Raw genomic sequence first — 23964 nt, forward strand, 5'->3', positions numbered from 1 at the left:
GGCCGCTCCTTGTTCACTTGTCATAGCGAAGAACGGTAGCGGCGAAGTCGGTTTAAGGGTCTGAGCGGCAATTCGTTGCCGCTGGTGCCGGCAAATTGCTGTTCAGGTATATATACTTAGACATGATCCACTGGCGTGGATGCGGCACCGGCCCGCGCCCCCACCCGACTTCCCACGGAAGTATACTTGATGGGAGGTCGGGTGGGGGCGTGGGCCGGTGCCGCACCTGATCCAGCCTCGCTGGATCAGATCCTAGTCTAGCGGGAGCGACACCAGGCCGGGCCGCACGACCTGCGCGCGCATGGGCTCGGCATTGGGCTTGGCGTTGATCGGGCGGACGCGGATCCAGGCGCCCACGGCCCCTGCCTCCATCGCCTCGCCAGGCTGCGCGACGGTGAAGCCATCGCCGCTGACGGCGATCGAGATGCCATCGCCGCGGTTGATCGCCGGCGCGCCGCCGAGCGCCTGGACTTCGCGCTTGACCGGCACGAACAAGCGCCAGCTGCCAGGATCGCCGCACTGGACGACGACGCTCTCGTGGTTCTGCGTGCGCCAGGACAGCGCCAGCGGCGAGCGGCAGGCCTGCAACCGCAAGCGGCGGTCGACACCGGTCAGCGCGCCGCCGCTCTGGCCGATCTCGGCTCCGGTGAAGCCCGCGACCTCCCGGTCGATCGTGTCCAGATCGGCATAGCCGGCCGAAGCGGCGGCGAGGATGGCGAGAAGGATGCTCATGGTCGGTCCTTGGTCTGGGTCTTGTCCGCAGAACTACGCAAGCTATGTGCCAGCCGCGCTTCGGGTGCGTCGTAGCCGATGACGACGCGGGCTGTGCCCTTCTCGCCCGGCATCCCTGGCTCGACGACGACACGCGCGTCTCCGGCCTCGCGCGCGAGCGCCTGGGCCTTGGTGAGGGCCTCGGCCATCGCGCCGGGCGCGTAGCTGGCGGTGATGGTGACCTGCTGGCGCGGGTCGCGCGGTTGCTGGGCCAGCCACTCGCGCAGCGGCGGCGCGCCCTCGCCCGCGATCCACACCGCGACCGGCTCGCTGCGCGGTGTGGCTGTGGGAGCGCCGACGGCAGGCGCGGCATGCGCCTTGGGATCTTGCCGCGCGACCGCGCTGGCGGTCAGCATGAACAGGATCATCGATAGGTCGGCGATGATCGTCTGCCAGCCGGTGCCGACTTTCACGCTCATCAGGCGCGCACCTGCTTGGCCGAGGGGACCGGTGCGGTTTCGTGCAGCTTGGGAACGGCAGGCGCGATCTGCGCTTCGAGCCAGTCGACGACGCCCTGCCGCTCGCGCTCCTCGGCTTGCGCAGCACGCTCGACGACCCGGGCGAGCGGGGCGAACACGATGTTGCCCAGCAGCAGGCCATAAAGCGTGGTCAGCACCGCCATACCGATGGCGCCGGTGAAGTCGCCGCTCGCCGCGCCGCCGGACGGCAGTTGGCTCAGCGAGATGAGCGTGCCGGCGAGGCCGAAGACCGGCGCCAGCTCTGCCGCTTGCGCAAAGGTGTCGACGGCATGGCGCGCGCGCTCCTGGCGCTTGGTTCGATGGCTGCGGTGCGCATCGCGCAGCGCGGTCAGCGAGTGCGACTGGGCCATGGCGTCGCAGGCTTCGTCGAACTCCGGGTCGCCGAAGTGATGCGACTGCGCGCGGACCAGGCCGTCGCGGCGGATCGCCTGGACATGCGTCGCCAGCTCTCCGCGCGCGCGTTCGGCGTTGAAGCGCGGTTTCCTGAGCGCGAACAGCGCACCGATGGCAGTGCGGCAATCGGCCAGGCCGCAGCGCAAGAACGTCGCCACCAGCGTACCGCCGACCACGATGGTGGCGGACAGCGGATCGATCAGGCTTTCGACATGCATGGGGTGATGAACTCCTTCGCAACAGGAGAACGGCCGGCAATTTACCGGTTTTCGTCCGCGGCGTGCATTTGCCGGAAAGCGGCAAACCTTTGCCGGCTCCAGGCGGATCGCGGGCAATTTGCCGCCCACGCAAGTTTCCGGATGCCTCTCAAGGGCAATTGGCACGCTGTTTGCTGAGATACGTCGCGAACCGATGAAACGTCCACTCGAACAAGGAAAGATGCCATGAGCGATAGCCTGTTCGGCATCCATGCCGCCGCTCTTGAACTGCGCTCGCAGCGCATGGGCATGATCGCCAGCAACATCGCCAATGCCGCGACCCCTGGCTACAAGGCCAAGGACATCGACTTCAAGGCCGCGCTCGCCGCGAGCCAGAAGAGCACCGGCGGCGACACCGACACGGCGGCCAAGGGCGCGGTGCTCTATCGTACGCCGGTGATGCCTTCGATGGACGGCAACACCGTCGAACTGCAGAACGAGCAGCTCGCGTTCTCCGAGAACGCGGTGGGCTATTCCACCACGCTCGAGTTCATCCGCAGCCGCGTCGACACGATCACGCGCGCGATGAAGGGCGACTAAGCGATGCCCGGCACAATCTTCGACGTCGCCCAGCGCGGCATGTCCGCGCAGCTGGTGCGCATGAACGCGGCCGCGTCCAACCTCGCCAACGCGGGCACAGTGACCGGCAGCGAAGCCGAAGCCTACCGCCCGATCCGCGCCGTCTTCGCAGAGGACCTCGATCGCGCGACGGGCATGGCCTCGGTCAAGGTGCAGGGCGTGGTGCGCGAGAATGCCGCGGCGATCCGCCAGCACGATCCCGACCATCCGCTGGCCGATGCCAATGGCGACGTCTGGACCGCCCCGGTCGATGAGAACGCCGAGATGGTCGAGATGCTCGAAAGCTCGCGCCAGTACCAGAACATGGTGGAGGCACTCTCCACCGCCAAGCAACTCATGCTCGAAACGATGAGGCTCAAATGACCGTCAGCTCCGTATTCTCGAACTACTCGACCACGTCGACCGCGGCGAAGACGGACACGTCCTCGTCGAAGGGCGGCCTCGCCTCGCTCGGCGCAAACGACTTCATCAAGCTGATGACGGCGCAGATGCAGCAGCAGGACCCAACCGATCCGGTGGACCAGAAGCAGATGCTTTCGCAGATGGCGCAGTTCTCCACGCTCGCCAACAGCACGGAAATGGGCAGCACGCTGAGCGCCATCGCCGGCAAGCTCGACGTGCTGATCTCCAAGACCGCAGCCAACAACTCCACCGCTTCTTAAGGAGCCAGTCCCATGTCCTATTACACTTCGATCAGCGGGCTGAAGAACGCCCAAACCGACCTCAACGTCATCAGCCACAACATAGCCAATGCCGAGACCAACGGCTTCAAGAAGTCGCGCGTGGAGTTTGCCGACATCGTCGCGAGTTCTTCGTTCACCAATCCCAAACAGCAGCAGGGCATCGGCTCGGCCGTCGACTCAATCACGCAGAACTTTGCGATCGGTCCGGTCGAGCAGACCGGCTCGGCGCTCGACGTCGCAATCACCGGCGACGGCTTCTTCGAGATCAAGGCGCCAGGCGGCCAGACCATGTTCACGCGCAACGGCTCGTTCGCGGTGGACGAGAACGGCTTTATCCATGACGGTTCGGGCAACCGCCTGCAGGCCTTCGCCGGCACCACCACCACCGGCGATCCGGCCGACATCCAGATCCCGCCGACCGCCGGCACGGCCACCTTCACCGGCGTCACCATCAGCCCCAAGGGGGCGGTAACCGCATCCTATTCGGACGGCACCAACACGCAGGTCGGCACCATCGCACTGGCGACCTTCATTGCGCCGTCCGGCCTCAAGCAGGTCGGCAGCTCGAACTGGACGCAGACCGGTCTTTCCGGCGCTCCCACCTTCGGCGCCCCCGACACCGGCGCCAACGGCGCGCTGCTCTCGGGCTCGATCGAGCACTCGAACGTCGATGTGGCCGAGGAGCTGGTGAACCTGATCACCGCGCAGCGCTACTTCCAGGCGAACGCCAAGGCGATCGATACCGCGACTCAGATCTCGCAGACCATCATCGGCCTGCGTTCGTAAAGCCAAGAGACGCAAGGAACTGACCGATGGACCGGCTCGTCTACACCGCCGTCTCGGGCATGAACGCGTCGATGGTGCGGGAACGCATGATCGCCAGCAACATGGCCAACGCGCAGACCATCGGCTTCAAGGCCGAGGTCCTGCAAGCGCAGTCCGTTACTCTGAACGGACCGCAGCTGGACGTGCGTTCGATGAACCGGTCCGAGGTCAAGGGCGCCTCCATGAAGGAGGGCGCGATCGTTCAGACCGGCCGCCCGCTCGATGTCGCCATGACCGGCGACACGATGCTGGCGGTGCAGTCGGTCGACGGCAACGAGGCCTACACCCGCCGCGGCGACCTGACCGTCTCGATCACCGGTGTGGTCGAAAACGGCGAAGGCCTGCCGGTGCTGGGCGAGAGCGGCCCGCTGATGGTGCCTCCCGGCTCCATGGTCTCGATCTCGCAGGACGGCTCGGTGCTGGTTACCGATCCGACCCAGCCCGAGCAGCAGCCTGCCAAGATCGACCGGCTCAAGCTGGTGAGCACCAAGGGCTCGCCGCTCGAGAAGGACCTGGCGGGCGTGTTCCGCGTGCCCGGCGGCGGCGTGCTGCCGGTGGACGACAATGCCAAGGTGATCCCCGAGGCGGTCGAACAATCCAACGTCAATTCATCCGAAGTCCTGGTCGACATGATCGAGGCGCAGCGCCTGTTCGATCTGCGCACCAAGCTCGTCTCGACCGCCAAGGAGCTCGACGAAGGCTCGTCCAAGCTCATGCGCCTCGACTGATCCAAGGAATATAGACCATGCCAACCTCCGCCCTTCACGTCGCCCGCACCGGCCTGGAAGCCCAGGACCAGCGCATGCGGGTCATCGCCAACAACCTGGCGAACGTTTCCACCACCGGGTTCAAGCGCGACCGCGCCAACTTCGCGACGCTGGCCTACCAGAACGCGCGCGTCGCCGGCGCGCAGTCCTCGACCGAGACGGCTTACGCGACCGGCCTGAACCTGGGCACCGGTGTCGGCCTGCAGTCGACCACGCGCATCGAGACGCAAGGGACGATGGAGCAGACCGACCGCTCCTACGACATGGCGCTGGACGGCGACGGCTACTTCCAGGTGCAGCTGCCCGGTGGACAGCTGGGCTACACCCGCGCCGGCAACTTCTCGCTGACGCAAGATGGCCAGGTGGTGACGACGCAGGGCTACCCGCTGCAGCCGCCGATCAACGTGCCCCAGGGCACGACCTCGATCACGATCAGCCAGGACGGGACCGTCTCGGCAACCGTGACCGGCCAGGCCGAGTCGCAGGACCTGGGCCAGATCACCATCGCCAGCTTCACCAATCCGGCGGGCCTGCAGGCGGCTTCCGACAACTTCCTGATGGAGACCAGCGCTTCGGGTCCCGCGCAGATCGGCATCGCCGGCGAAGAAGGCCGCGGCCACATCCGCCAGGGCATGCTGGAGGGCTCCAACGTCAACATCGTCGAAGAGATGGTGGACATGATCGAGACGCAGCGCGCCTACGAGATCAACTCCAAGATGATCTCCTCGGTCGACGAGATGCTGCGCAACGCGAACCAGACGCTGTGAGCACGATGCCTGCCCCATTCCGCAACATGGTGCGCATGGCCGGCGCCATCGCTGCAGCTGCCGCGATCAGCGCCGTGCTGCCCGATCCCGCCGCGGCCAAGAAGGCGCCCAAGCCGTCGGGCTTCGAAGCCACCCTGCCCGTCGAGGCCGCGCCGCTGCCGGCGAACGGTTCGATCTTCCAGGCGAGCTACGGCTATGCCGCGCTGTACGAGGGCAACCGAGCACGCCGCATCGGCGATCCGGTAACGATCCGCCTGGTCGAGAGCACCACCGCCTCAAAGTCGGTAAATTCCAAAAGTAACAAGGGCGGAGACGCCTCGATCACGCCGCCCTCATCAGGACCGTTATCGTTTCTTAACCCTAATGCCCTTAATGCTTCCTCGTCCTCGACGTTCAACGGACAGGGCAATGCGGGGCAGACGAGCAGCCTTTCGTCGACGCTTGCAGTGACCATCGCCGAGGTTCGGCCGAACGGCACCGCACTGGTCAGGGGTGAGAAGCAGATGATGTTGAGCCAGGGCGATGAATGGGTGCGGTTCTCCGGCATCGTGCGCCTCGTCGACATCGACGCGGACAACATCGTGCTCTCCACGCGCATCGCCGACGCCAAGATGGAATATTCGGGCAAGGGCGCGCTGCAGCGGGCGAGCAAGCAGGGCTGGCTCGGCCGTTTCTTCAACATCATTTCGCCGTTCTGATGATGCGCAGCCTCTTTCACACTCTCGCCGCCGCCCTTCTCAGCGCCATGCTGGTGATCGTGCCCGCTCATGCCGAGCGCGTGCGCGATCTCGGCCAGTTCCAGGGCGTGCGCTCCAACCAGCTGACCGGCTACGGCATCGTCGTCGGCCTGCCCGGCACCGGCGACGACAACCTCGCCTACCTGACCCAGGCGATGAAGGGCGTCTCGGGCCGCATGGGCCTGACGCTCCCGCCCGGCGTGCAGCCCGGCCTCAAGAACGCGGCTGCGGTGATGATCACGGCCGACCTTCCTGCGTTTGCCAAGCCCGGCCAGCGCATCGACGTGACCGTCTCCACGATCGGCAAGGCCAAGTCGCTGCGCGGTGGCGCGCTGATCATGACCCCGCTGTACGGCGCGGACGGCCAGATCTACGCGATGGCACAGGGCAACCTCGCGGTTGGCGGCCTCGATGTCGGCGGCAAGGACGGCTCCAACGTCACCATCAACATCCCGACTGTCGGCCGCATCTCGGAGGGCGCCAGCGTGGAACGCGCGGTCGCGACCGGGTTCGACAACGGCGCCGACCTCAGCTGGAACCTGTTCACCGCGGACTTCCTTACCGCCAGCCGCGTGCGCGATGCGATCAACCGCAAGCTGCCCGGCACGGCCAGCGTCACCGACGGCGTCAGCCTCTCGCTGCGCTTGCCGCCTGACGCCGACACCCGCGCCAGCCTGATGGCCGCGATCGAGATGATCGACGTCTCGCCCGCAGAAACCCCGGCGCGCGTCATCGTCAACAGCCGCACCGGCACCGTGGTCATCAACAACGCCGTGCGCGTGGCGCCCGCCGCGATCAGCCACGGCAAGCTGGTAGTGCGCATCGACGAGAAGCCGACCGTGGTCCAGCCCGCGCCGTTCAGCCAGGGCCGCACTGCGGTGGAGCAGAACTCCAAGCTCAGCGTCGAGGAAGAGAACCGCAAGGTCATGATGTTCCAGCCCGGCGCCTCGCTCAGCAAGATCGTCGACGCGCTCAACATGCTGGGCGTCACTCCGTCGGACCTCGTGGCGATCCTTGAGGCACTGAAGCAAGCCGGAGCCCTGAAAGCCGAGATGGTGGTGATATGACGAGCGTTTCTGCCACGAACCTGGCTTCGACGAAGCTGATCGGCGCGAACGCCACCGATCGCGAGAAGCTGTCGGCCGCGGCCAAGCAGTTCGAAGCGGTGTTCGTGCGCCAGATGCTCAGCGCCGCGCGCAAGGCCGATTTCGGCGGCGACGACCTGTTCGGCGGGCAGGCGCTCGATACCTTCCGCGAGATGCAGGACAACAACTTCGCCGACATCACCGCGCAGACCGGCGCGCTGGGCTTCGCCGCCAAGATCGAGGCGCAAGTCGCACGCTTCCTGCCGTCCAGCCAGACCTCGCAGAAGGCCAAGTAAGCCATGGCCAGCGACCTCCTCGCCATTGCGCGCAGCGGCACCCGCGCCGCCCGCGCCGCGCTCGACGTCACGGCGCAGAACATCGCCAATGCCTCGTCCGAGGGCTATGTGCGGCGCTCGGTGTCGCTGTCGGAAGTTTCGGCGACGAGCACGCTCAGCGGTACGGCCAGCATCAGCCTGTCGGGCGTGCGGGTCAGCGGCATCGCGCGCAACGCGGACTTGTTCCGCCAGGCCGAAGTGCGCCGTACCGGCTCCGACGCCGCGCGCGCCAGTGCCGAGGTCCAAGGCCTGGAGAACATCGAATCCGCCGTCGAGCAGAGCGGCCTCTATGAAGCCTCGGTGGCGTTCGAAGGCTCGCTCCAGCAGCTCGTGTCCGATCCCACCGACGGCTCGCTGCGCGCGGCCGCGCTGGAAAGCGCGCGCACGCTGGCGAGCACCTTCAACGTCACGTCCAAGAGCCTAGACGCAGCCGGCGAAGGCTTGCGCTTCGAGGCGCAGGACGGCGTCGACCAGGTCAACCTGCTGTCCGGCGAACTGGCACGGGTGAACGCCCGTCTCACCCGCACGGCCGACGGCTCCAGCGATCAGTCGACGCTCCTCGACCAGCGCGACACGCTGCTGCAGAAGCTGAGCTCGCAAGTCGACGTCACCACCGTGTTCTCGTCCGACAAGACCGTCGAAGTGCGCCTGGGCGGTAGCACCGGGCCGCAGCTGGTCTCCGGCCAAACGGTCGGCGCGCTGGCGATGCAGACCGCGACCGATGGCACGATCGGCTTCACCGTCAACGGCACCGCCGTCGCTCCTGCTTCAGGCGCTTTGGCCGGCAAGGCCCAAGCGCTGGTGCAAGTCGCGGAGACCCGGACCAAGATCGATGCCGTCGCCGGAAGCGTGATCGCCACCGTCAACGCCGCGCAAAGCTCAGGCGTGGACCTTGCCGGTGCGGCCGGCCAGCCGATCTTCTCGGGCACCAAGGCGGCCGACATCGCCGTGGTCGCCACCAGTGGCAGCCAGATCGCCACCGCTCCGGCTGGCACAACGGCCGGGAGCCGCGACTCGGGCAACCTTGCTGCGCTGCGCACCGCCCTGAGCGCCGCCAACCCCTCCGGCGGCCTCGATGCCACCTTGTTCGACATCTCCAGCGCCGTCGCCGGCCGCACCGTGACGCGTGACGCGCTGGTTTCCATCGCCGACAGCGCCAGCATCGCGCTGCAGACGCAAGCCGGCGTCGACCTCGACCAGGAGGCGGTGAACCTGGTGCGCTACCAGCAGGCCTTCCAGGCTTCGGGCCGCGTGATGCAAGTCGCCAACGATCTTTTCGACACGCTCCTGGGCATCCGCTGAGGCTATCATGACCATCCTGACTTCCAACAGCACCAGCGCCTTTTTCGACCGCGCGCGCAGCGACATGACGGCGCTGCGCAAGCAGACCGAGAAGCTCCAGTCGCAGATCGGCAGCGGTGCGCGTCTGGGGCGGTCATCGGACGATCCGGTCGCCGCATCGCGCCTGCGCACGCTGGCGCGGGCGGATGCCTTGGCCAAGATCGACAGCACGAACGCCAATCGCGCCACGTCCGATCTCAACATCGCCGATTCGACGATGTCGGACTTCACCACCGCAATCGCGCGCGCCAAGGAACTGGCGACCCAGGCGGCCACCGGCACGCTCAGCGCCGACCAGCGCGCCAGCATCGGCAAGGAGCTGGAGGCGATCCACGGCACGCTGGTGGGCCTCGCCAACACCCGCGACTCGAATGGCAACGCCCTGTTCGGCGGCGAGAACGCGACGATGGCCTATACGCTCGATGCCTCGGGCAACGCTGTCTACGCCGGCACGCCCAGCAGCGGCGACTTGCCGCTGGGCGACGGCCAGACCGTCACCCGCTCGATGACCGGCCCCGAGTTCCTGAACTTCAAGGTCGACGGCCAGGACACCGACTTGATGGCGGTGGTGAAGTCCTTGTCGGACACGTTGCAGGCCGGCGGCACCGATGCAGCGGGCGCGGCCAACAAGGCGCTCGACGCGCTCTCGGCCGGGCTCGACACCGTCAGCACCGGCCAGACCGTGGTCGGCTCGCGCCTGGCCTGGATCGAGCTCACCACCGACCGGCGCAGCAACCTTGCCGAACTGCGCGCGGGCGAGGAAACCGACATCGGCGGTGCCGATCCGGCCACCTCGATCGCGCGCCTGCAGGAGATGATGGTGGTGCTCCAGGCCAGCCAGGCCAGCTTCACCAAGCTCTCGCAACTCAGCTTGTTCAACCAGCTCAACTGACGCAGCCGCACACGACTTTTCGGGGGTATTGAAGACATGTTTGCTGCAGTTGGTGTGGTCATCCTGCTGGTGATGGTGTTCGGCGGCTTCGCCCTCACCGGCGGTGCGCTTGGCCCGGTGATGGAGGCGATCCCGCACGAGATGCTGATCATCGGCGGCGCCGCGATCGGCGCCATCGTCACAGGCAACTCGATGCATGAGCTGAAGGGCCTGGGCGGCTCGTTCAAAAAGATCTTCAAGGGCCCCAAGCACAACAAGCAGGACCACGTCGACGCCATCGTGCTGGTCAGCCGGCTGATGAAGCTGCTGCGCGCCGAAGGCCCGGTGGCGCTGGAATCGCATGTCACCGACCCGCAATCCTCCTCGCTCTTCGCCGAATTTCCCCGCCTGCTGGCGAACAAGCCGCTGATCGCGCTGATCTGCGATACCCTGACCCTGATCGTCGTCTCCTCCGGCACGCTCGAGACCCACGCGGTCGAAGAGGTGATGGACAACGCGATGAAGACCACGTTCCACGAGATGCACGAGCCGCAGCACGCGCTGCAGACGCTGGCCGACGCGCTGCCCGCGCTGGGCATCGTCGCCGCCGTGCTCGGCGTGGTGAAGACCATGGGCTCGATCGACAAGCCGCCCTCAATCCTGGGCGGCATGATCGGCTCGGCGCTCGTCGGCACCTTCATGGGCGTGCTGCTGGCCTACGGCATCGTCGCGCCGATGGCCGGCCGCCTGAAGCAGATCGTCGAGCAGGACGAGATGATCTTCCACGCGGTGAAGCAAGTGGTGATCGCAAGCCTCCATGGCTGGCCGCAGCCGCTGGTGGTGGAGAGCGCGCGCTCGGGCCTGGGCCATGCCTTCCGCCCTGGCTTGTCCGAACTGCTCGATGCGATGCGGGGCCGGTAAGATGGCCAGCGCGCCCGCCGCCAAGCGCGGCAAGAACGAACTGCCTGCGCCGATCATCGTCAAGAAGGTGACGATCGTCGCCGGCGGGCACCATGGCGGCGCCTGGAAGGTCGCCTATGCGGACTTCGTGACCGCGATGATGGCGTTCTTCCTGCTGCTGTGGATCCTGGGCGCGACGACCGAAAAGCAGCGCAAGGGCATCGCCGACTACTTCTCGCCCACGCTGGTCAAGACCAAGGAAGGCAGCGCCGGCTCGGCCGCAGGCCTGCTCGGCGGCGATTCGCTGACCGATGCCGACAAGTACCCGCATCGGGCCGGGCAGACCGGCACCAAGTCGATCACCATCCCGCGCGACGCGACCGGCGGCCCCAAGGAGGGCGGATCCAAGATCAAGCGCACTGCGCGAGCCAAGCAGGCGCTGGAGCAGAAGCTCGCCTCGACGCAAGCACTGCGCAAGCTCGCCCGCCAGGTCCGCATGGTCGACACCACCGAAGGCGTGCGCATCGATCTCGTCGACGACGCCGACTTCTCGATGTTTCGGATGGGCACGACCGTGCTGACCCCCCAAGCCAGCGAACTGCTGGTCGCGATCGCGCAAGCGGTAGGCCCAGACAAGGGCTCGCTCACCATCCGCGGCCACACCGACGCGACCCCATGGCGCGACGGCGTGCCCGGCAACAACTGGTCGCTCTCGGCCGGGCGCGCGGAAGCGACCCGCCAGGCGCTCTTGCGCAGCGGCATCGGCGAGAACCGCTTCAACCGCATCGAAGGCGTGGCCGACCGCGAGCTGCTGATCCCGGGTGACCCGTCCGACCCGCGCAACCGCCGGATCTCGATCCTGCTGCTGGACTGACGCGCAGCCTTCCCCGCTCGCACTCACGCCCTTCCATCGCATTCTTCCTGGAACGAGAGTAAGAAAAGGGCGGTGGCGTTCACCTGAACGATGAAGGACCGGGTCGCTGTACGGCGACGCCGGCTAACGCGGTGATGGCGCGCGATGGCTGGACTGCTTCACAGCGGACGGGCGCTGGACAGGCGACCTGTTCGAGGCGCACGGCCACGCAGTGCCGCGACGGTCGATAGTGGTTAAACACAACGTCGACAGTCTTGGTGAGTGTCGAACTCAGCGAGCCGCCGGCCCAGCCACCACACTGATGGCTGCGGCAGCGATCACGGCTGCGATGAGCCGCTAATCCGCGCTGTTCTTCGGCGCAGGATGTGTGCATGGCCGGTCTGGCGCAGCGCGCGAAACGCTGCGCCAAGTTCAGGAATGGTGACCAGATGCCGGCGCACGAGCCGCGCGACCACGGTCAGCATCGCAAAGTCGAGCACCGCGAGGCTCAAACCCGCGCCGCTCACGCCCAGCTGCGCGACCAGGGCGCCGGCTAGCGGCAGGCTCGTCAGCGCCAGGCCGAGGTACCAGCCGGTATACTGCGCCTGCCGATCGCGCGCGAGCATGAGGTTTGACAGGGGGTACCACAGTCCACCCGCCGCGATGGCCAAGCCCATCGTGGCGACGAGCGCAGCCGGTGCCGCGATCGCTCCGTGCGTCCACAACGCGATCGCCTCGTCACCGAACAGCGCAAAGCCCAGCGCGAACGGCAGCACCATCCCTGCCGAGAACAGCAGCACCGCCAGCACCATGGCCGCCATCGCCCGCCGATCCTCCCGCGCCGCCGCGGCCGAGAACTCGGGCATCAAGGGCGTGCTAACGATCCAGCACAACTGCATGCCCACGCGCGACAGGGTGCGCGCCGCGGCGAACACCGGAACGGCGCTCTGCCCGGCGACGGCACCGACGACGAGCGCGGTGCCTTGCAACACCACGGCCTGTGCGATCGGCATCAGCATGACGGCGCCCGCCGGCGCCATCAAGGTGCGCGCCTCGCTCCAGCTGCCTTGTGCCAGGCCGATCGTCAGCCAAGGCACCTTGCGCCTTAGCAGCAGGTTCTGTCCGGCCAGCCCGACCAGTCGACCGACCAGCCACGCACTGGCGGCCGCGACGATGCCGCCTCCCGCAACGACGGTGACCACCAGCGCCGCATTCTCGATCAGCAACACGATCGCATTCCAGAACGCGCCGACCGGGAACAGCTGCGCGGCGCGGAAGCCCGCGAAGACGATGCTGCCCTGCACCGCCACGACACCATAGAGCCCGAGCACCGCCAGGGCCATGCGCAAGTCCTGAACCGGCGCTGCCGGCCTCGGGCCGAAGACCGCGTCCGGCAGGCACCATGCCGTCAATAAGACCAGGCCGATCATGCCGGCGGACGTCACCAGGATCGCGCGCCAGCCGCTCTGGAAAATATGCACCGCCTCTGCCCGATCGCCACGCGCCGCCGCCATGGTCATGCGCGTGCCGGCCGCCGTGGCGAAACCGAAATCGCTGACGCTCAGGAACTGCGGCAAGGTCGCCAGGATCAGCCACTGCCCGTAGAGTTCGAGACCCCACCGGCTCGCCAGGACCGGCACCAGCAGCAGTTGCGTGCCCGCGATCACGAGCTTGTCGAACACGGTCATGCCGATGCCGGCCGCCACGCGCCGGATCACCGGACCTGCTCCGCCATTAACCCGATCGAGACCAGACCGGCCGCAGCGATGAAGTAGAACTGCCCCGCCGACTTGAACCGGCTGATCCGCACCAGCCACAAGCCGCAGACCGGCCCGCCCGTCAGCAGCGCCGCACAGCCGACGAACGAGGCATCGAAACGCCACATCGCGATGGCCGCGAAAGCGCCCATCATCTGCACCACGCGCGCGTTCGGGGCGATCAGGCGGTAGACGTTGTGCCACAGCAGCACGAAGGCACACAGGCCCAGCGGCCAGAACCAGCCGAAGTTGGCATAGCTCTCACCGTACAGCGTGGAATTGAGCGCCAGCGAAGGCATGTGCGCGATCCCTTCGCCCAAGAAGAGGCCGAAGTTCTCCGGCCTGCTCGGCCACACGGCGCCCGGCAGCAGCAGAGTGACGGGCCGCGCAAACATCGCGAACTGTAGGAACGGCCGCTCGACGGTGCCATAGCTCTGCACGATCCAGTTGAGCACTGCGATGTTGGACGATTCGAATATGCCGTCCAGCGAGGCGGCGAGGCTCCCGGGTGCCAGCTCCTGCGCCCGGCGCGCAGCGGACCAGGCTTCGGAAAAGGCGCTTGCCGAATAGCCCTGCGCCGTGGCGAGTCCGCGAAAGGCCGGCCACAGGGTGCTGAATGCCGACAAGCCGATCAAGCTCGCGATAGTCGCCAGCATCATGCGGATCGGCCGGTGCTTCATCAACAGCATGGCCATGATCAGCAGGTAGACGGCGGTGATGCGGTTGAAGGTGGTGAACAGGTCGACCAGCGCCAGCACCAGCCCTGCCAGGAGCGCCGAGCCGACGGTCATCTCCCCGCGCGTAACGCGATACAGCAGCACCGCGAACACGGCATTGCGCGCGACATTGGCGGCATACTTGATGGGCAGGAACGCAGGGTTCGTGAAGGCGCCGTCCACGTTTTCCTGCCAGTGGCCGCCGCTCGTCAGGCCGGTCAGCAGGAACGACACGGCGCCGGTGACGATGAACAGCATCACCACGGTCGAGACCATGCGTGGGTCGCTATGGTCCGGGCTCTCGGGATCCACGCGCGCAAAGGCGAGGCGCAGCGTCGGAAACAAGTACATGCCGCCGATCAGCATGCCGCTCGTCGCGACGTCGCTGTAGGGTCGGTAGACGAGTTGCAGGTCCGGCACCTCGGACTGTCCCTGGAACAGGAACACGGCGAGCGGCACGATGACGTAATAGCCTTGGCCGATCGATGCACGCCCTCATCTGGACGCTGTTCCTGGGCGGCGTCGCGATCAACCTGCATCTGTTCGCACGCATCGACTTGTCGCGGCTCGACTTCCTCGACGGCATTCGATGATCCGCGCCTGGACCTGCGGCGTCCACTTCGCGTGGATCGCAGCCCGCGCCCTCGCCCGGACCTGCTCACGCGGCGGCGCGCGGAGCCGGATAACTATGCGCAACGGCATCTTGTAGGAAAGAACAAAATGCGAACTCATGCAACGAGTTCGCGCAGCTGGCGTTCGAAGCGGCCAAGGATCTGCGATTGGCTCCAGCGCTCTTCGGCACGACGGCGACCCTCCTGGCCGAGCCTGGCGCCGAGCTGCGGATCGTCGACCAGCCGTTCGATCGCGGCAGCGAAGGCGTCCGCATTGCCGGGCGCGGTGACGATCCCGCAGCCCTCGACCTCTTGAGCAAGGCCAGTGCCCGACGCCGCCGTGGCCACGACCGGCCGGCCCGACGCGAGCATGTTGGTAAGCTTGGAGGGTAGCAGCAAGTCCGCCGCGCCGGCGATCTGCGGCAGGAGGTGCACGCTTGCCAGGCCGAGGAGGTCGGACAAGCGCTCTCGCGGTTGAAGCGCGTGGAACTGGATATTGTCTAGCCCGGCAGCGGCAGCCATGATCGCCGCGCGTTGCGGCCCCTCGCCGCAGATCACGAAAGCCAGGTCGCGCCGGTGCTGCAAGCGCTGGGCGGCGGCCACGATCAGGCCGAGCCCCTGCTTGTTGGCGATGCTGCCCGAATAGACCGCCACGTGCGGCCGATCGATGCCCCACTCCGCCCGGTATGCCGATGCTTCGCTCAGCGGGACGATCTCATCCACGGCGGCCCAGTTGCGCAACTCGATAATCTTGCGCAGTGCCACGCCCCGTCCTGCCAGCCGCGCGCACGTTTGTGGCGAGATCGTGCTGACCCGGTCCGCGCCGAACGACCAACGCTCGAAGCCTTGCGCCAGGCGGGAAAGCAGACCTCCGAGCAGGCTCTTGCCGGACAGCAGCCCTGTGGCGAAGACGGCCTCCACTTCGAAGTCCTGCACGTGCAGCCACAAGGGAACGCCGAGAAGCCGCGCCGCGCCTCGCGCCACCACGCTCGACAGCAGCGATGGCGCGACCGCCACCACCACGTCGGGGCGGCGTCGCCGCGCTTCCGCGATCACTGCCGGAATCGCGGCAGCGACGAAGCTCAGGTGGTGGAGCAGCCGACGCGGCCCGTCCGGCTTGGCAGGCACGTAGATCGGCAGACGCACGACCGTCACGCCCTGCTCGCTATACCGCCGTGCTCGGCGTCCGCGATGAGCGATCGGCACGCTCCAGGACGGATAGTACGGCCGTGCGCAGACGACCGTCACGCGGTGACCGGCATCAGCCAAGGCTTCGGCCATGCCCGTGGTATAGGGACCGATGCCCACCGGTTCGGGCGCATAGTTCAGGCCGATGACGAGGATGTTCATGCCGCCCGTGCCTCCCCGGCCAGGCTGTCGAGATAAGCCCGGTACGCCGCCGCAATCCCTGCTTCCAAGCCGATCCGCGGACGCCAGCCGAGGCTCGCGAGCTTCGCGCCGCACATCAGCTTGCGCGGTGTGCCATCGGGCTTGTCGAGGTCGTGCCGGATCGCGCCCGCGAAGCCGACGATGCGGCACACCAAATGCGCTAGTTCGGCAATCGCGATGTCCGATCCGGAGCCGACGTTGACGTGCTCCTCGCCCGAATAGCGCTTCATCAGGAACACGCAGGCGTCGGCAAGATCGTCGACGTGGAGGAACTCGCGCCGCGGCATGCCGGTGCCCCAGATGGTGATCGCGTCGGCACTGCGAAGCTTCGCCTCGTGCGCCTTGCGGATCAGCGCCGGCAGCACATGGCTCGTGGCAAAATCGAAGTTGTCGTGCGGCCCGTAAAGGTTGGTCGGCATCGCCGAGATGAAGTCGCACCCATGCTGGCGGCGATACGCCGCACACAGCTTGATCCCGGCGATCTTGGCGAGAGCGTACCACGCGTTGGTCGGCTCCAGTGCGCCCGTCAGCAGCGCATCCTCACCGATCGGCTGCACCGCGTCGCGCGGGTAGATGCAGCTCGATCCAAGGAACAGCAGCTTGGCCGTCCGGTATTGGTACGCAGCCTCGATCACGTTGGTGGCGATCTGCAGATTGTCGAGCAGGAAGTCGGCCGGGTAGCTGTCGTTCGCCAGGATCCCGCCGACCTTTGCAGCGGCCAGGAACACCGCCGCCGGCGGCTGCTCGGCAAACCAGGCGCGCACGTCGGCCTGGTCGCGCAAGTCGAGCTGCGATCGATCGGCGGTCAGCACTTCGCACTGCTCGCCGGCGAGACGCCGCACCAGCGCCGAGCCGACCATGCCGCGATGACCGGCGACGAACACGCGCTTGCCCCTGAGATCGAACGGTGCCTTCGGCATGGCGCGTCACAGCGCCTGGGCGAGCGGCGCGTGGCGCATCAGCGCCAAGTCGGCCGTCACCATCTCGCGCACCAGGTCGCGCACCGGCGTCTCGTGGCTCCATCCCAAGCGCTGCTTGGCCTTGCTGGGATCGCCGATCAGCAAGTCAACTTCGGTGGGGCGGAAGTAGCGCGGATCGACTTCGACCAGGCACTTGCCGGAGCGGCGGCAGTAGCCCTTCTCGTCCGCCGCGTGCCCGTCCCACTCGAGCGCGATGTCCACATCCTAAAACGCCCACTCGACGAAGCGGCGCACTTGCGTGGTTTCTCCGGTAGCGAGGACATAATCATCGGGATCGTCCTGCTGCAGGATCATCCACATGCCGCGCACGTAGTCACGCGCATGGCCCCAGTCGCGCCGGGCGTCGAGGTTGCCGAGCCACAGCTTGTCCTGCCGCCCCAACTTGATTGCCGCGGCGGCGCGGGTAATCTTGCGGGTCACGAAAGTCTCTCCGCGCAACGGGCTCTCGTGGTTGAAGAGGATGCCGTTGAACGCGTGGCGACCGTAAGCCTCACGATAATTCACCGTCGTCCAGAATCCGCAGAGCTTGGGGTCGAGATGAGATGTGCCGAGGGCATGTGGTCAGCAGACGATCTCTGTCCGGAGCTGTTAGCTGGTCTGCGATAAAGCTGCTTAGGCGTTCAGCGGACCCTTGGATTGATCGAGCGCATATATTGGCCGAACATGACTGAAGCTTGTGTGCTCCCCTTGTTCAAGGGCGTCATCGTTTAATTCGTCGTCCTCTAGACTCTCATCGCCATCGACTGCGTCGAGTAGTGTGATCAGAATATCAACAGCTGACCCTAGTATTCCTCTGACATCACAGAATATCTTATTTTTGCTCGCAGCCTCGTTAGACACAACGCTCCACTGGTTTAAATGCATTCTGTAAGCCCCTGTACTGGCCTTATAAGATGTATCAGACGCTCTTACCTAAGGTTAAGCATCTATGGTCTTAGGAGACCAGCAACCAGCGATTCGGGCAATTTACAATTCTGTAAATGTAAGCGTCTGATGACTCCTATTTACCAAGTTTTAACTTCTGCGAATCGCTGGGAACATTTAGCGAACGTGTCAGCAAGAGCTGCTGCGCGCGGGATTGGTTTAGTCGCGACAGGAGCGCGCTCAGGGAGAATAGGCGCGCTTTTTCCATCCGCACGACGCTTGCGTCGCATCCCCGGCTCCAGCCTAGCTGCTCTTGCTAACTCGTCACGGATGCAATCCATCTCCAGGTGGCTCCTGCTCCGCGATGTCAGGAGATCGATTCCCCGCCAGTGCGGGAATGACGAAAGGAATGAAGTGATAAGCCGGGCTACACTCGCCACCCCCTTCGCGCACACGCCAAAAGGCCCGGCGGTCTGGGGAACACCGCCGGGCCCGTACCTGCCCCTTGCGGGCAGGCTAGCCTTCTATGCAGCCCGCGATTAACGCAGGAGCGAGAGGACGTTCTGCTGGCTCTGGTTAGCCTGCGAGATCATCGCGGTCGAAGCCTGTGACAGGATCTGCGCCTTGGCGAGAGCGGTCGTTTCCGTCGAGTAGTCGGTGTCCTCGATGCGCGAACGGGCATCCGACAGGTTGGTGACGTTGCTGGTCAGGTTGTTGACGACCGATTCGAGGCGGCTCTGGCCGGCACCGAGCGTGGCGCGGGCCGAGGAGATCGAGTCGAGCTCGGTGTCGACGGTGCCGAGCAGCGTGTTGGCAGCCGTGGCGCTGGAAACGTCGTACGAACCGGCAGCGCCGCCGCTGGCGGCCAGCGAGGTCAGGTCGGCCATGGCGAGGTCGACAGTGTCGGCGCTCTCCGAACCGGTCTGGATCGTGACGGTCGCGGTGCTGCCATCGAACAGCTTGACGCCGTTGAACTCGGAGTTGGTGATCACCTGGTCCATCTGCGAGGTCAGCTGATCGACTTCGGCCTGCATGTAAACGCGGTCGGTGGTGTCGCTGTAGGTGCCCGAAGCCGACTGCACGGCCAGTTCGCGGACGCGCTGCAGCATGTTGGTGACTTCGCCCAGCGCGCCTTCAGCGGTCTGCGCCAGCGAGATGCCGTCGTTCGAGTTGCGGATCGCCTGGCTCATGCCCTTGATCGACGAGGTCATCGAAGTCGAGATGGCGAGGCCGGCGGCGTCGTCCTTGGCGGAGTTGATGCGCTTGCCGGTCGAGAGGCGCTCCATCGAGGTGCCCAGAGCCTTGTTGGCGCTGATCGAAGCGTTGGAAGCCTTCATGGCGGAGATGTTGGTGTTGATGGCGGACATGGTGTGTACTCCCGTGTGGTCCCGAAAACCGTCAGCCTGCCAGCCCATCCGGCGCAGCTGCCAGCCACCAGAACGGGTGGAAGCCGCCGAACTTTAAGCGACTTTTTTTGGGAACCATTTTCCTGCCCCTTCGTGCAACGTAAAAAACTACGTAGTTTCCCCAGGCCTTAAATTACCGATGCCTTTGACGTTTCGGCCGCAGAGAGGGTCCAACGAAGCGTGGTTAATTTCCACTGGGGGTTGCAAAGAAATGACCGTTCTGGGGATCGGCGAAAATGTTGCGCGCAAGCACGGGCTCCTCGCCCAGCGCGCCAGTGCAGTGGCAGCGACGCTCGTGGGGGCGGGCCAAGTTTCGCTGCTGGACGTAGAGGAAGCGTCGGTTCCTTCCGCCGGTCTGCGCCGCATTGCGCTAACTCGCGGGCTCACCGCGATTTCTCGCCAGGGCGCCGGACGCACCGTGGTCAGCTATGCCGATCCCGCCAGCGAATCGGCTCTGGCCATGACGCTTGCAGCGATGGCGGGCCCGGGTGAGCCGATCGCGGCCGATCCGGAAAGTCTCTCGGTCTTCGCGCTTGCCGACCGTCTCGCCGTCAGCGACATCCCCGTCTTGATTAACGGCCCGACCGGGACCGGCAAGGAAGTGCTCAGCCGCTTCATCCACGCTCGCTCCAAGCGCGCTGCCGGACCTTTCATCGCCGTTAACTGCGCCGCGATGCCCGAGCACATGCTGGAGGCCATGCTGTTCGGCCACCAGAAGGGCGCCTTCACCGGTGCGACCGGCGCGAGCGAGGGCTTCATGCGCGCAGCCGACGGCGGCACCTTGCTGCTGGACGAGATCGCGGAGCTGCCCCTCTCCCTCCAGGCCAAGCTGCTGCGCGCGCTGCAGGAGCAGGAAGTGGTGCCGATTGGCGCGACCAAGCCGATCCCGGTCGATATTCGCGTGATCGCCTGCGCCAACCGCGACCTGCCGACCGAAGTCGCCGAGGGCCGGTTCCGCGCCGACCTTTACTACCGCCTCAACGTCTTCCCGCTTTCGCTGCGCCCGCTGCGCGAGCGCGCCGACGACATCGCCCCCCTCGCCTTCGGCATGGCGCTGCGCCACGCCCCCAACCCGGCGCGGGTGCCTTGCTTCAACGAAGCCGCGCTCGCCATGCTCAAGATCCACGCCTGGCCGGGCAACGTGCGCGAGCTGGAGAACGTGGTGCGCCGCGCGCTGCTGCTCGCCGGCGAATCGGGCACGATCACCCCCAACGATATTGTGTTCGACAGCCCGGCTCGCCTGGTGAACGTGCCGATCGCGGCCGCCGAGGTTGTCGAGATTGACACCACCGCCCGCAAGCTGTCGAGCGTCGTGCAGCTCTCCGAAGCGCGCGCCATCATCGACACGCTGGAAGCCTGCGGCGGCAACCGCCTGCAGGCCGCCCGCGAACTCGGCATTTCCGAGCGCACCCTTCGCTATCGTCTGGCATCGTTCCGTGACGCCGGCATCGAGATCAGCCGCGCTGCGGCGGGTGGCCGTCGATGAGCGCGATCTCCGGCATCGGCGGCGGCGCGGCCGGCGTCCAGCAGATCATGGCGCTGCGCCAGCAGATCATGGATCGCAACCAGGTCCTCCAGCAGCTCCACGCGCCGCAGGGAACGGCACCTACGGCCGGCACGCAAGCCGCGCCCGCGCAGAACTTCGCCGACGCGTTCAAGACCGCGCTCGACGGCGTCAACGCCACGCAGTTGAAGGCGGAAGGCATCTCCGAAGCCTACCAGCGCGGCGAAGTGACCGACGTCGCCAAGGTCATGCTCGCGCGCCAGGAAGCCAGCGTCTCGTTCGAAGCGACGCTGCAGGTCCGCAACAAGTTGCTCAGCGCCTACCAAGACATCATGCGGATGGGAGTGTGATAGATGGCTGACCTGGTTCCTGCCACGGCCTCGGCCGGCGGCTCCGGCGTTCCTCCCGGTACCTCCATCCTGGCCCCGCTTACCGATCCGGCGGGCGGCTCCGTCCTCACTCGCATGAGCGCTTTCACCGCCCAACCGGCGGTGAAGCGCATGTTGCCGTGGTTCCTGGGCGTTGCCGCGCTCGGCGGCGCTGCGCTGACCTGGGCCGCCGTCGCGCCCTCGCCGCAGCGCGTGCTCTACAGCCAGCTCGACGACAGCGAGCGTGCGGGCGTCGTCGCCGCGCTCGACACCGCCAACATCGGCTACCACATCGACAACGAGACCGGCGCACTCACCGTCGACGAGAGCGACTTCTACAAGGCGCGCATGCTCGTCGCCTCGGACGGCGGACTGGCGGCACCCGAGACCGGCGACCAGATGCTCGACAAGCTGCCGATGGGCGCCAGCCGCAACCTTGAGGGTGAGCGTCTGCGCTCCGCCCGCGAGCGCGACCTGCAGCTCTCGATCATGGAGATCGACGGCGTCGAATCGGTGCGCGTCCATCTCGCCGAAGCCGAGAAGTCGGTCTTCGTGCGCGAGAACCTGGCGCCGACCGCCTCGGTCATGGTGCGCCTGAAGTCCGGCCGCCAGCTGAGCGACGGCCAGGTCTCGGCGATCGTCAACCTTGTCGCCGCTTCGGTGCCCGGCCTCTCGCCCGACGCCGTCCGCGTGGTCGACCAGCACGGCTCGCTGCTTTCCGCGCAGCGCAGCGGCGACTCCGAGCGGCTCGACATGCAGGGCCGCATGGAAGACAAGCTGCGCGCGCAAGTCTCGCAGATCCTGCGCCCGATGCTGGGCGAAGGCAGCTTCTCCAGCGAAGTCCAGGTCGAGCTCAACATGGACGACGTGACCTCCGCGCGCGAGAGCTACGACAAGGATGGCGTGGTCCGCTCCGAGACGCAGGAGCAGTCGCAGTCGGCCAGTGCCGCGCCCGCCGTCGGCATCCCCGGCGTGCTGTCGAACACTCCGCCGCCCGCCACTCAGGCGCAGAACGGCCCGCCGCAGGGCACGCAAGCTCCGGCCACGAACGGCCAGCAGCCCGCCAACGGCGAGTCCAGCTCCACCCGCACCTACGAACTGGGCCGCGAGGTCTCGGTCTCGAACCAGCGTCCCGGCGGCATCAAGCGCCTCTCGGTCGCCGTGGTGCTGAGCAAGGACGCACTGAAAGGTGCCAAGGCCAAGGACCTGGCCGACATCGAGGCGCTGGTCGGCGCCGCGGTCGGTGCCAATCCGCAGCGCGGCGACCAGGTCAAGGTCGTGATGCGCAGCTTCGAGGCCGTCAACGACAACCCGCCCGCGTTCTACGAGACGCCCTGGTTTGCCACACTGGTGCGCTATGGCGCGGCCGTGATCGCGGTGCTGCTGGTGCTGCTGCTCGGCGTGCGTCCCCTGATCGCCAAGATCGGCGGCGACAAGGCGGCCAAGCCCAAGAAGGGCAAGAAGGGCGCCGCCGCCAACGACGAGGACGATGACGAAGTCGCCCGGATCGGTGCGGGCAGTGCGGTTGCGGCCATCGCGATGACCAAGCGTGACGAGAACGGCGTCGACGTCGACATCTCGCGCTCCGAACTGCTTGCCCGCCAGGTCGAGCTCGCCCAGCGCATCGTTTCCGAGAAGCACGGCAGCTCGGTCCAGGCCCTGCGCCAGATGTTGAACGAAACGCCAGGCCAGCCCGGCCCGCAGGCGGAGGCAGCCTGATGAGCGTGCTCGCGAACCTCGATCCCGCCGGCAACGCCGCGGTCATGGTCATGCTGCTGCAGGATGACCAGGCCGCCCGGATTCTCGCCGAACTCGAGCCCGCCGAACTGCGCCTGCTCGGCCAGAAGATGGTCGAACTGGGCGAGATTGGCCCCGAAGTGATCGCCGGCGCCATCGCCGGTTTCGTCGAGAAGACCGAATCGCTCGGCCTCGTCGCGCACGATCGTGTCGGCCAGGTACGCAACATGATGGGTCGCGCAGTCGGCGAGGTGAAGGCCGACAGCCTGATGCGCCGCATCGCGCCCGAGGCGAAGGCCTCCACCATCGAACTGGCACGCTGGCTGGTGCCCGAGGCACTCACCCCGCTGATCAAGGGCGAGCATCCGCAGATGATCGCGGTGCTGCTGGTCCAGCTGGACCCGGAGGTCGCCGCCGCCGTGCTCCATGCGCTGCCGCCCGCCGATCAGGCCGAAATCGTCCATCGCATCGCCACTCTGGGCCCGGTCGCGCCCGAGGCGATCACCATCTTGGAGGAGCTGCTCACCCGCAAGATCGGCGAGCGCCACGGCCAGGCACCGCTCTCGATCGGTGGCATCAAGGAAGCCGCCGACATCATCAATGGCGCCGGCAAGATCGTGGAAGCCCGCGTGCTCCCGCAGATCGCCAAGCTCGACAAGGTCCTCGCGCGCAAGATCGAGGAGGAGATGTTCAAGTTCGAGCATCTGTTCGTGCTCGACCCGCAGTCGATGGGTGCGCTGCTGCGCGAGATCGAAAGCGATGTGCTGATCGGCGCGCTGAAGGGCATTCCGGAGAGCGAGCGCGACGTGTTCTTCCGCGCGATGTCGAGCCGTGCCGCCGATGGCGTCAAGGACGAGATTGCGGCCCGTGGCCGCACCAAGCTGGCTGAAGTGATCGAAGCGCAAAAGGCGATCGTCGCGGTGGCCCGCAAGCTGGCTGCCGACGGCACCATCGCGTTCGGATCGGGTGACGGCGATTATGTCTGATAG

At 66.6% G+C, this 23964-nt stretch carries 25 protein-coding genes and 1 pseudogene; 17 read left to right on the forward strand and 9 right to left on the reverse strand.

Features of this window, described 5'->3' with window-relative positions; genetic code table 11:
* Nucleotides 1-252 precede the first annotated feature (252 nt).
* Genes GV044_RS17915 through GV044_RS17925 form a run of 3 tightly spaced genes read right to left on the reverse strand, consistent with a single transcriptional unit; the run spans nucleotide 253 to nucleotide 1861 of the window.
* Nucleotides 253-732: a flagella basal body P-ring formation protein FlgA gene (locus GV044_RS17915; RefSeq protein ID WP_159873382.1), complete on the reverse strand. Its 480-nt coding sequence runs from the start codon at nucleotides 730-732 to the stop codon at nucleotides 253-255.
* Entirely contained in the window at nucleotides 729-1190 is a 462-nt protein-coding gene (locus GV044_RS17920) for a hypothetical protein (protein ID WP_159873384.1), read from the reverse strand. The genes GV044_RS17915 and GV044_RS17920 overlap by 4 nt, the downstream gene beginning before the upstream one ends.
* Nucleotides 1190-1861 (reverse strand): MotA/TolQ/ExbB proton channel family protein, encoded by a 672-nt coding sequence (locus tag GV044_RS17925; protein ID WP_159873386.1) that lies wholly within the window; start codon nucleotides 1859-1861, stop codon nucleotides 1190-1192. Before GV044_RS17925 ends, GV044_RS17920 begins: the two co-directional genes overlap by 1 nt.
* A gap of 225 nt (nucleotides 1862-2086) precedes the next feature.
* Between GV044_RS17925 and flgB the strand changes: the two genes are divergently transcribed.
* Genes flgB through GV044_RS17990 form a run of 13 tightly spaced genes read left to right on the forward strand, consistent with a single transcriptional unit; the run spans nucleotide 2087 to nucleotide 11664 of the window.
* Nucleotides 2087-2440 (forward strand): flagellar basal body rod protein FlgB, encoded by a 354-nt coding sequence (gene flgB / locus GV044_RS17930; protein WP_159873388.1) that lies wholly within the window; start codon nucleotides 2087-2089, stop codon nucleotides 2438-2440.
* A gap of 3 nt (nucleotides 2441-2443) precedes the next feature.
* Nucleotides 2444-2842, forward strand: a complete 399-nt coding sequence (gene flgC, locus GV044_RS17935) for a flagellar basal body rod protein FlgC (RefSeq protein WP_159873390.1) — start codon at nucleotides 2444-2446, stop codon at nucleotides 2840-2842.
* Nucleotides 2839-3141 carry a flagellar hook assembly protein FlgD gene (locus GV044_RS17940; RefSeq protein ID WP_159873392.1) on the forward strand — a complete coding sequence of 101 codons (303 nt, stop codon included), beginning with the start codon at nucleotides 2839-2841 and terminating at the stop codon, nucleotides 3139-3141. Before flgC ends, GV044_RS17940 begins: the two co-directional genes overlap by 4 nt.
* Nucleotides 3142-3153: 12 nt before the next feature.
* Nucleotides 3154-3948, forward strand: a complete 795-nt coding sequence (locus GV044_RS17945; RefSeq protein ID WP_159873394.1) for a flagellar hook-basal body protein — start codon at nucleotides 3154-3156, stop codon at nucleotides 3946-3948.
* 26 nt (nucleotides 3949-3974) lie between these two features.
* The gene (locus GV044_RS17950) at nucleotides 3975-4715 is read left to right on the forward strand and encodes a flagellar basal body rod protein FlgF (protein WP_159873396.1); all 741 of its coding nucleotides are present in this window, start codon (nucleotides 3975-3977) and stop codon (nucleotides 4713-4715) included.
* 17 nt (nucleotides 4716-4732) lie between these two features.
* Complete coding sequence (gene flgG / locus GV044_RS17955) at nucleotides 4733-5521, forward strand: flagellar basal-body rod protein FlgG (RefSeq protein ID WP_159873398.1); 789 nt, start codon at nucleotides 4733-4735, stop codon at nucleotides 5519-5521.
* A 5-nt stretch (nucleotides 5522-5526) separates the two neighbouring features.
* Nucleotides 5527-6219: a flagellar basal body L-ring protein FlgH gene (locus GV044_RS17960; RefSeq protein WP_236555075.1), complete on the forward strand. Its 693-nt coding sequence runs from the start codon at nucleotides 5527-5529 to the stop codon at nucleotides 6217-6219.
* 2 nt (nucleotides 6220-6221) lie between these two features.
* The gene (locus tag GV044_RS17965) at nucleotides 6222-7325 is read left to right on the forward strand and encodes a flagellar basal body P-ring protein FlgI (protein ID WP_371741652.1); all 1104 of its coding nucleotides are present in this window, start codon (nucleotides 6222-6224) and stop codon (nucleotides 7323-7325) included.
* Nucleotides 7322-7639 (forward strand): rod-binding protein, encoded by a 318-nt coding sequence (locus GV044_RS17970; RefSeq protein WP_159873402.1) that lies wholly within the window; start codon nucleotides 7322-7324, stop codon nucleotides 7637-7639. The genes GV044_RS17965 and GV044_RS17970 overlap by 4 nt, the downstream gene beginning before the upstream one ends.
* A 3-nt stretch (nucleotides 7640-7642) precedes the next feature.
* Entirely contained in the window at nucleotides 7643-8980 is a 1338-nt protein-coding gene (gene flgK, locus GV044_RS17975) for a flagellar hook-associated protein FlgK (protein ID WP_159873404.1), read from the forward strand.
* A 7-nt stretch (nucleotides 8981-8987) separates the two neighbouring features.
* Nucleotides 8988-9911 (forward strand): flagellar biosynthesis protein FlgL, encoded by a 924-nt coding sequence (locus tag GV044_RS17980; protein WP_159873406.1) that lies wholly within the window; start codon nucleotides 8988-8990, stop codon nucleotides 9909-9911.
* 36 nt (nucleotides 9912-9947) lie between these two features.
* Nucleotides 9948-10811 carry a flagellar motor stator protein MotA gene (gene motA / locus GV044_RS17985; protein ID WP_159873408.1) on the forward strand — a complete coding sequence of 288 codons (864 nt, stop codon included), beginning with the start codon at nucleotides 9948-9950 and terminating at the stop codon, nucleotides 10809-10811.
* Nucleotide 10812: 1 nt separating this feature from the next.
* The gene (locus GV044_RS17990) at nucleotides 10813-11664 is read left to right on the forward strand and encodes a flagellar motor protein MotB (RefSeq protein ID WP_159873410.1); all 852 of its coding nucleotides are present in this window, start codon (nucleotides 10813-10815) and stop codon (nucleotides 11662-11664) included.
* 317 nt (nucleotides 11665-11981) lie between these two features.
* Here GV044_RS17990 and GV044_RS17995 read toward each other — a convergent pair whose 3' ends face one another.
* The 6 genes and pseudogenes from GV044_RS17995 to GV044_RS18020 form a co-directional block, all read right to left on the reverse strand.
* Nucleotides 11982-13361, reverse strand: coding sequence for a lipopolysaccharide biosynthesis protein (locus GV044_RS17995; RefSeq protein ID WP_159873412.1), 1380 nt, complete (start codon nucleotides 13359-13361; stop codon nucleotides 11982-11984).
* The gene (locus tag GV044_RS18000; protein ID WP_159873414.1) at nucleotides 13358-14575 is read right to left on the reverse strand and encodes a hypothetical protein; all 1218 of its coding nucleotides are present in this window, start codon (nucleotides 14573-14575) and stop codon (nucleotides 13358-13360) included. Before GV044_RS18000 ends, GV044_RS17995 begins: the two co-directional genes overlap by 4 nt.
* A gap of 269 nt (nucleotides 14576-14844) precedes the next feature.
* On the reverse strand, nucleotides 14845-16077 hold the full coding sequence (locus GV044_RS18005) for a WcaI family glycosyltransferase (protein ID WP_159873416.1): 1233 nt from the start codon (nucleotides 16075-16077) through the stop codon (nucleotides 14845-14847).
* Nucleotides 16074-17036, reverse strand: coding sequence for a GDP-L-fucose synthase (locus GV044_RS18010; protein WP_159873418.1), 963 nt, complete (start codon nucleotides 17034-17036; stop codon nucleotides 16074-16076). Before GV044_RS18010 ends, GV044_RS18005 begins: the two co-directional genes overlap by 4 nt.
* Nucleotides 17037-17042: 6 nt before the next feature.
* Nucleotides 17043-17612: pseudogene (locus GV044_RS18015) on the reverse strand (GDP-mannose 4,6-dehydratase); the annotation flags it as partial.
* An 887-nt stretch (nucleotides 17613-18499) separates the two neighbouring features.
* Nucleotides 18500-19327 (reverse strand): flagellin, encoded by an 828-nt coding sequence (locus GV044_RS18020; protein ID WP_159873420.1) that lies wholly within the window; start codon nucleotides 19325-19327, stop codon nucleotides 18500-18502.
* 250 nt (nucleotides 19328-19577) lie between these two features.
* Between GV044_RS18020 and GV044_RS18025 the strand changes: the two genes are divergently transcribed.
* The 4 genes from GV044_RS18025 to GV044_RS18040 are packed head-to-tail and all read left to right on the forward strand — an operon-like array spanning nucleotide 19578 to nucleotide 23961.
* Nucleotides 19578-20852 (forward strand): sigma-54-dependent Fis family transcriptional regulator, encoded by a 1275-nt coding sequence (locus tag GV044_RS18025; RefSeq protein ID WP_159873422.1) that lies wholly within the window; start codon nucleotides 19578-19580, stop codon nucleotides 20850-20852.
* On the forward strand, nucleotides 20849-21220 hold the full coding sequence (fliE, locus tag GV044_RS18030) for a flagellar hook-basal body complex protein FliE (protein WP_159873424.1): 372 nt from the start codon (nucleotides 20849-20851) through the stop codon (nucleotides 21218-21220). The genes GV044_RS18025 and fliE overlap by 4 nt, the downstream gene beginning before the upstream one ends.
* 3 nt (nucleotides 21221-21223) lie before the next feature.
* Complete coding sequence (gene fliF, locus GV044_RS18035; protein ID WP_159873426.1) at nucleotides 21224-22957, forward strand: flagellar basal-body MS-ring/collar protein FliF; 1734 nt, start codon at nucleotides 21224-21226, stop codon at nucleotides 22955-22957.
* Nucleotides 22957-23961: a flagellar motor switch protein FliG gene (locus tag GV044_RS18040; protein WP_159873428.1), complete on the forward strand. Its 1005-nt coding sequence runs from the start codon at nucleotides 22957-22959 to the stop codon at nucleotides 23959-23961. Before fliF ends, GV044_RS18040 begins: the two co-directional genes overlap by 1 nt.
* Nucleotides 23962-23964 lie beyond the last annotated feature (3 nt).

It is taken from the genome of Novosphingobium sp. 9U, assembly GCF_902506425.1.
In the GTDB taxonomy this organism is placed as follows: domain Bacteria; phylum Pseudomonadota; class Alphaproteobacteria; order Sphingomonadales; family Sphingomonadaceae; genus Novosphingobium.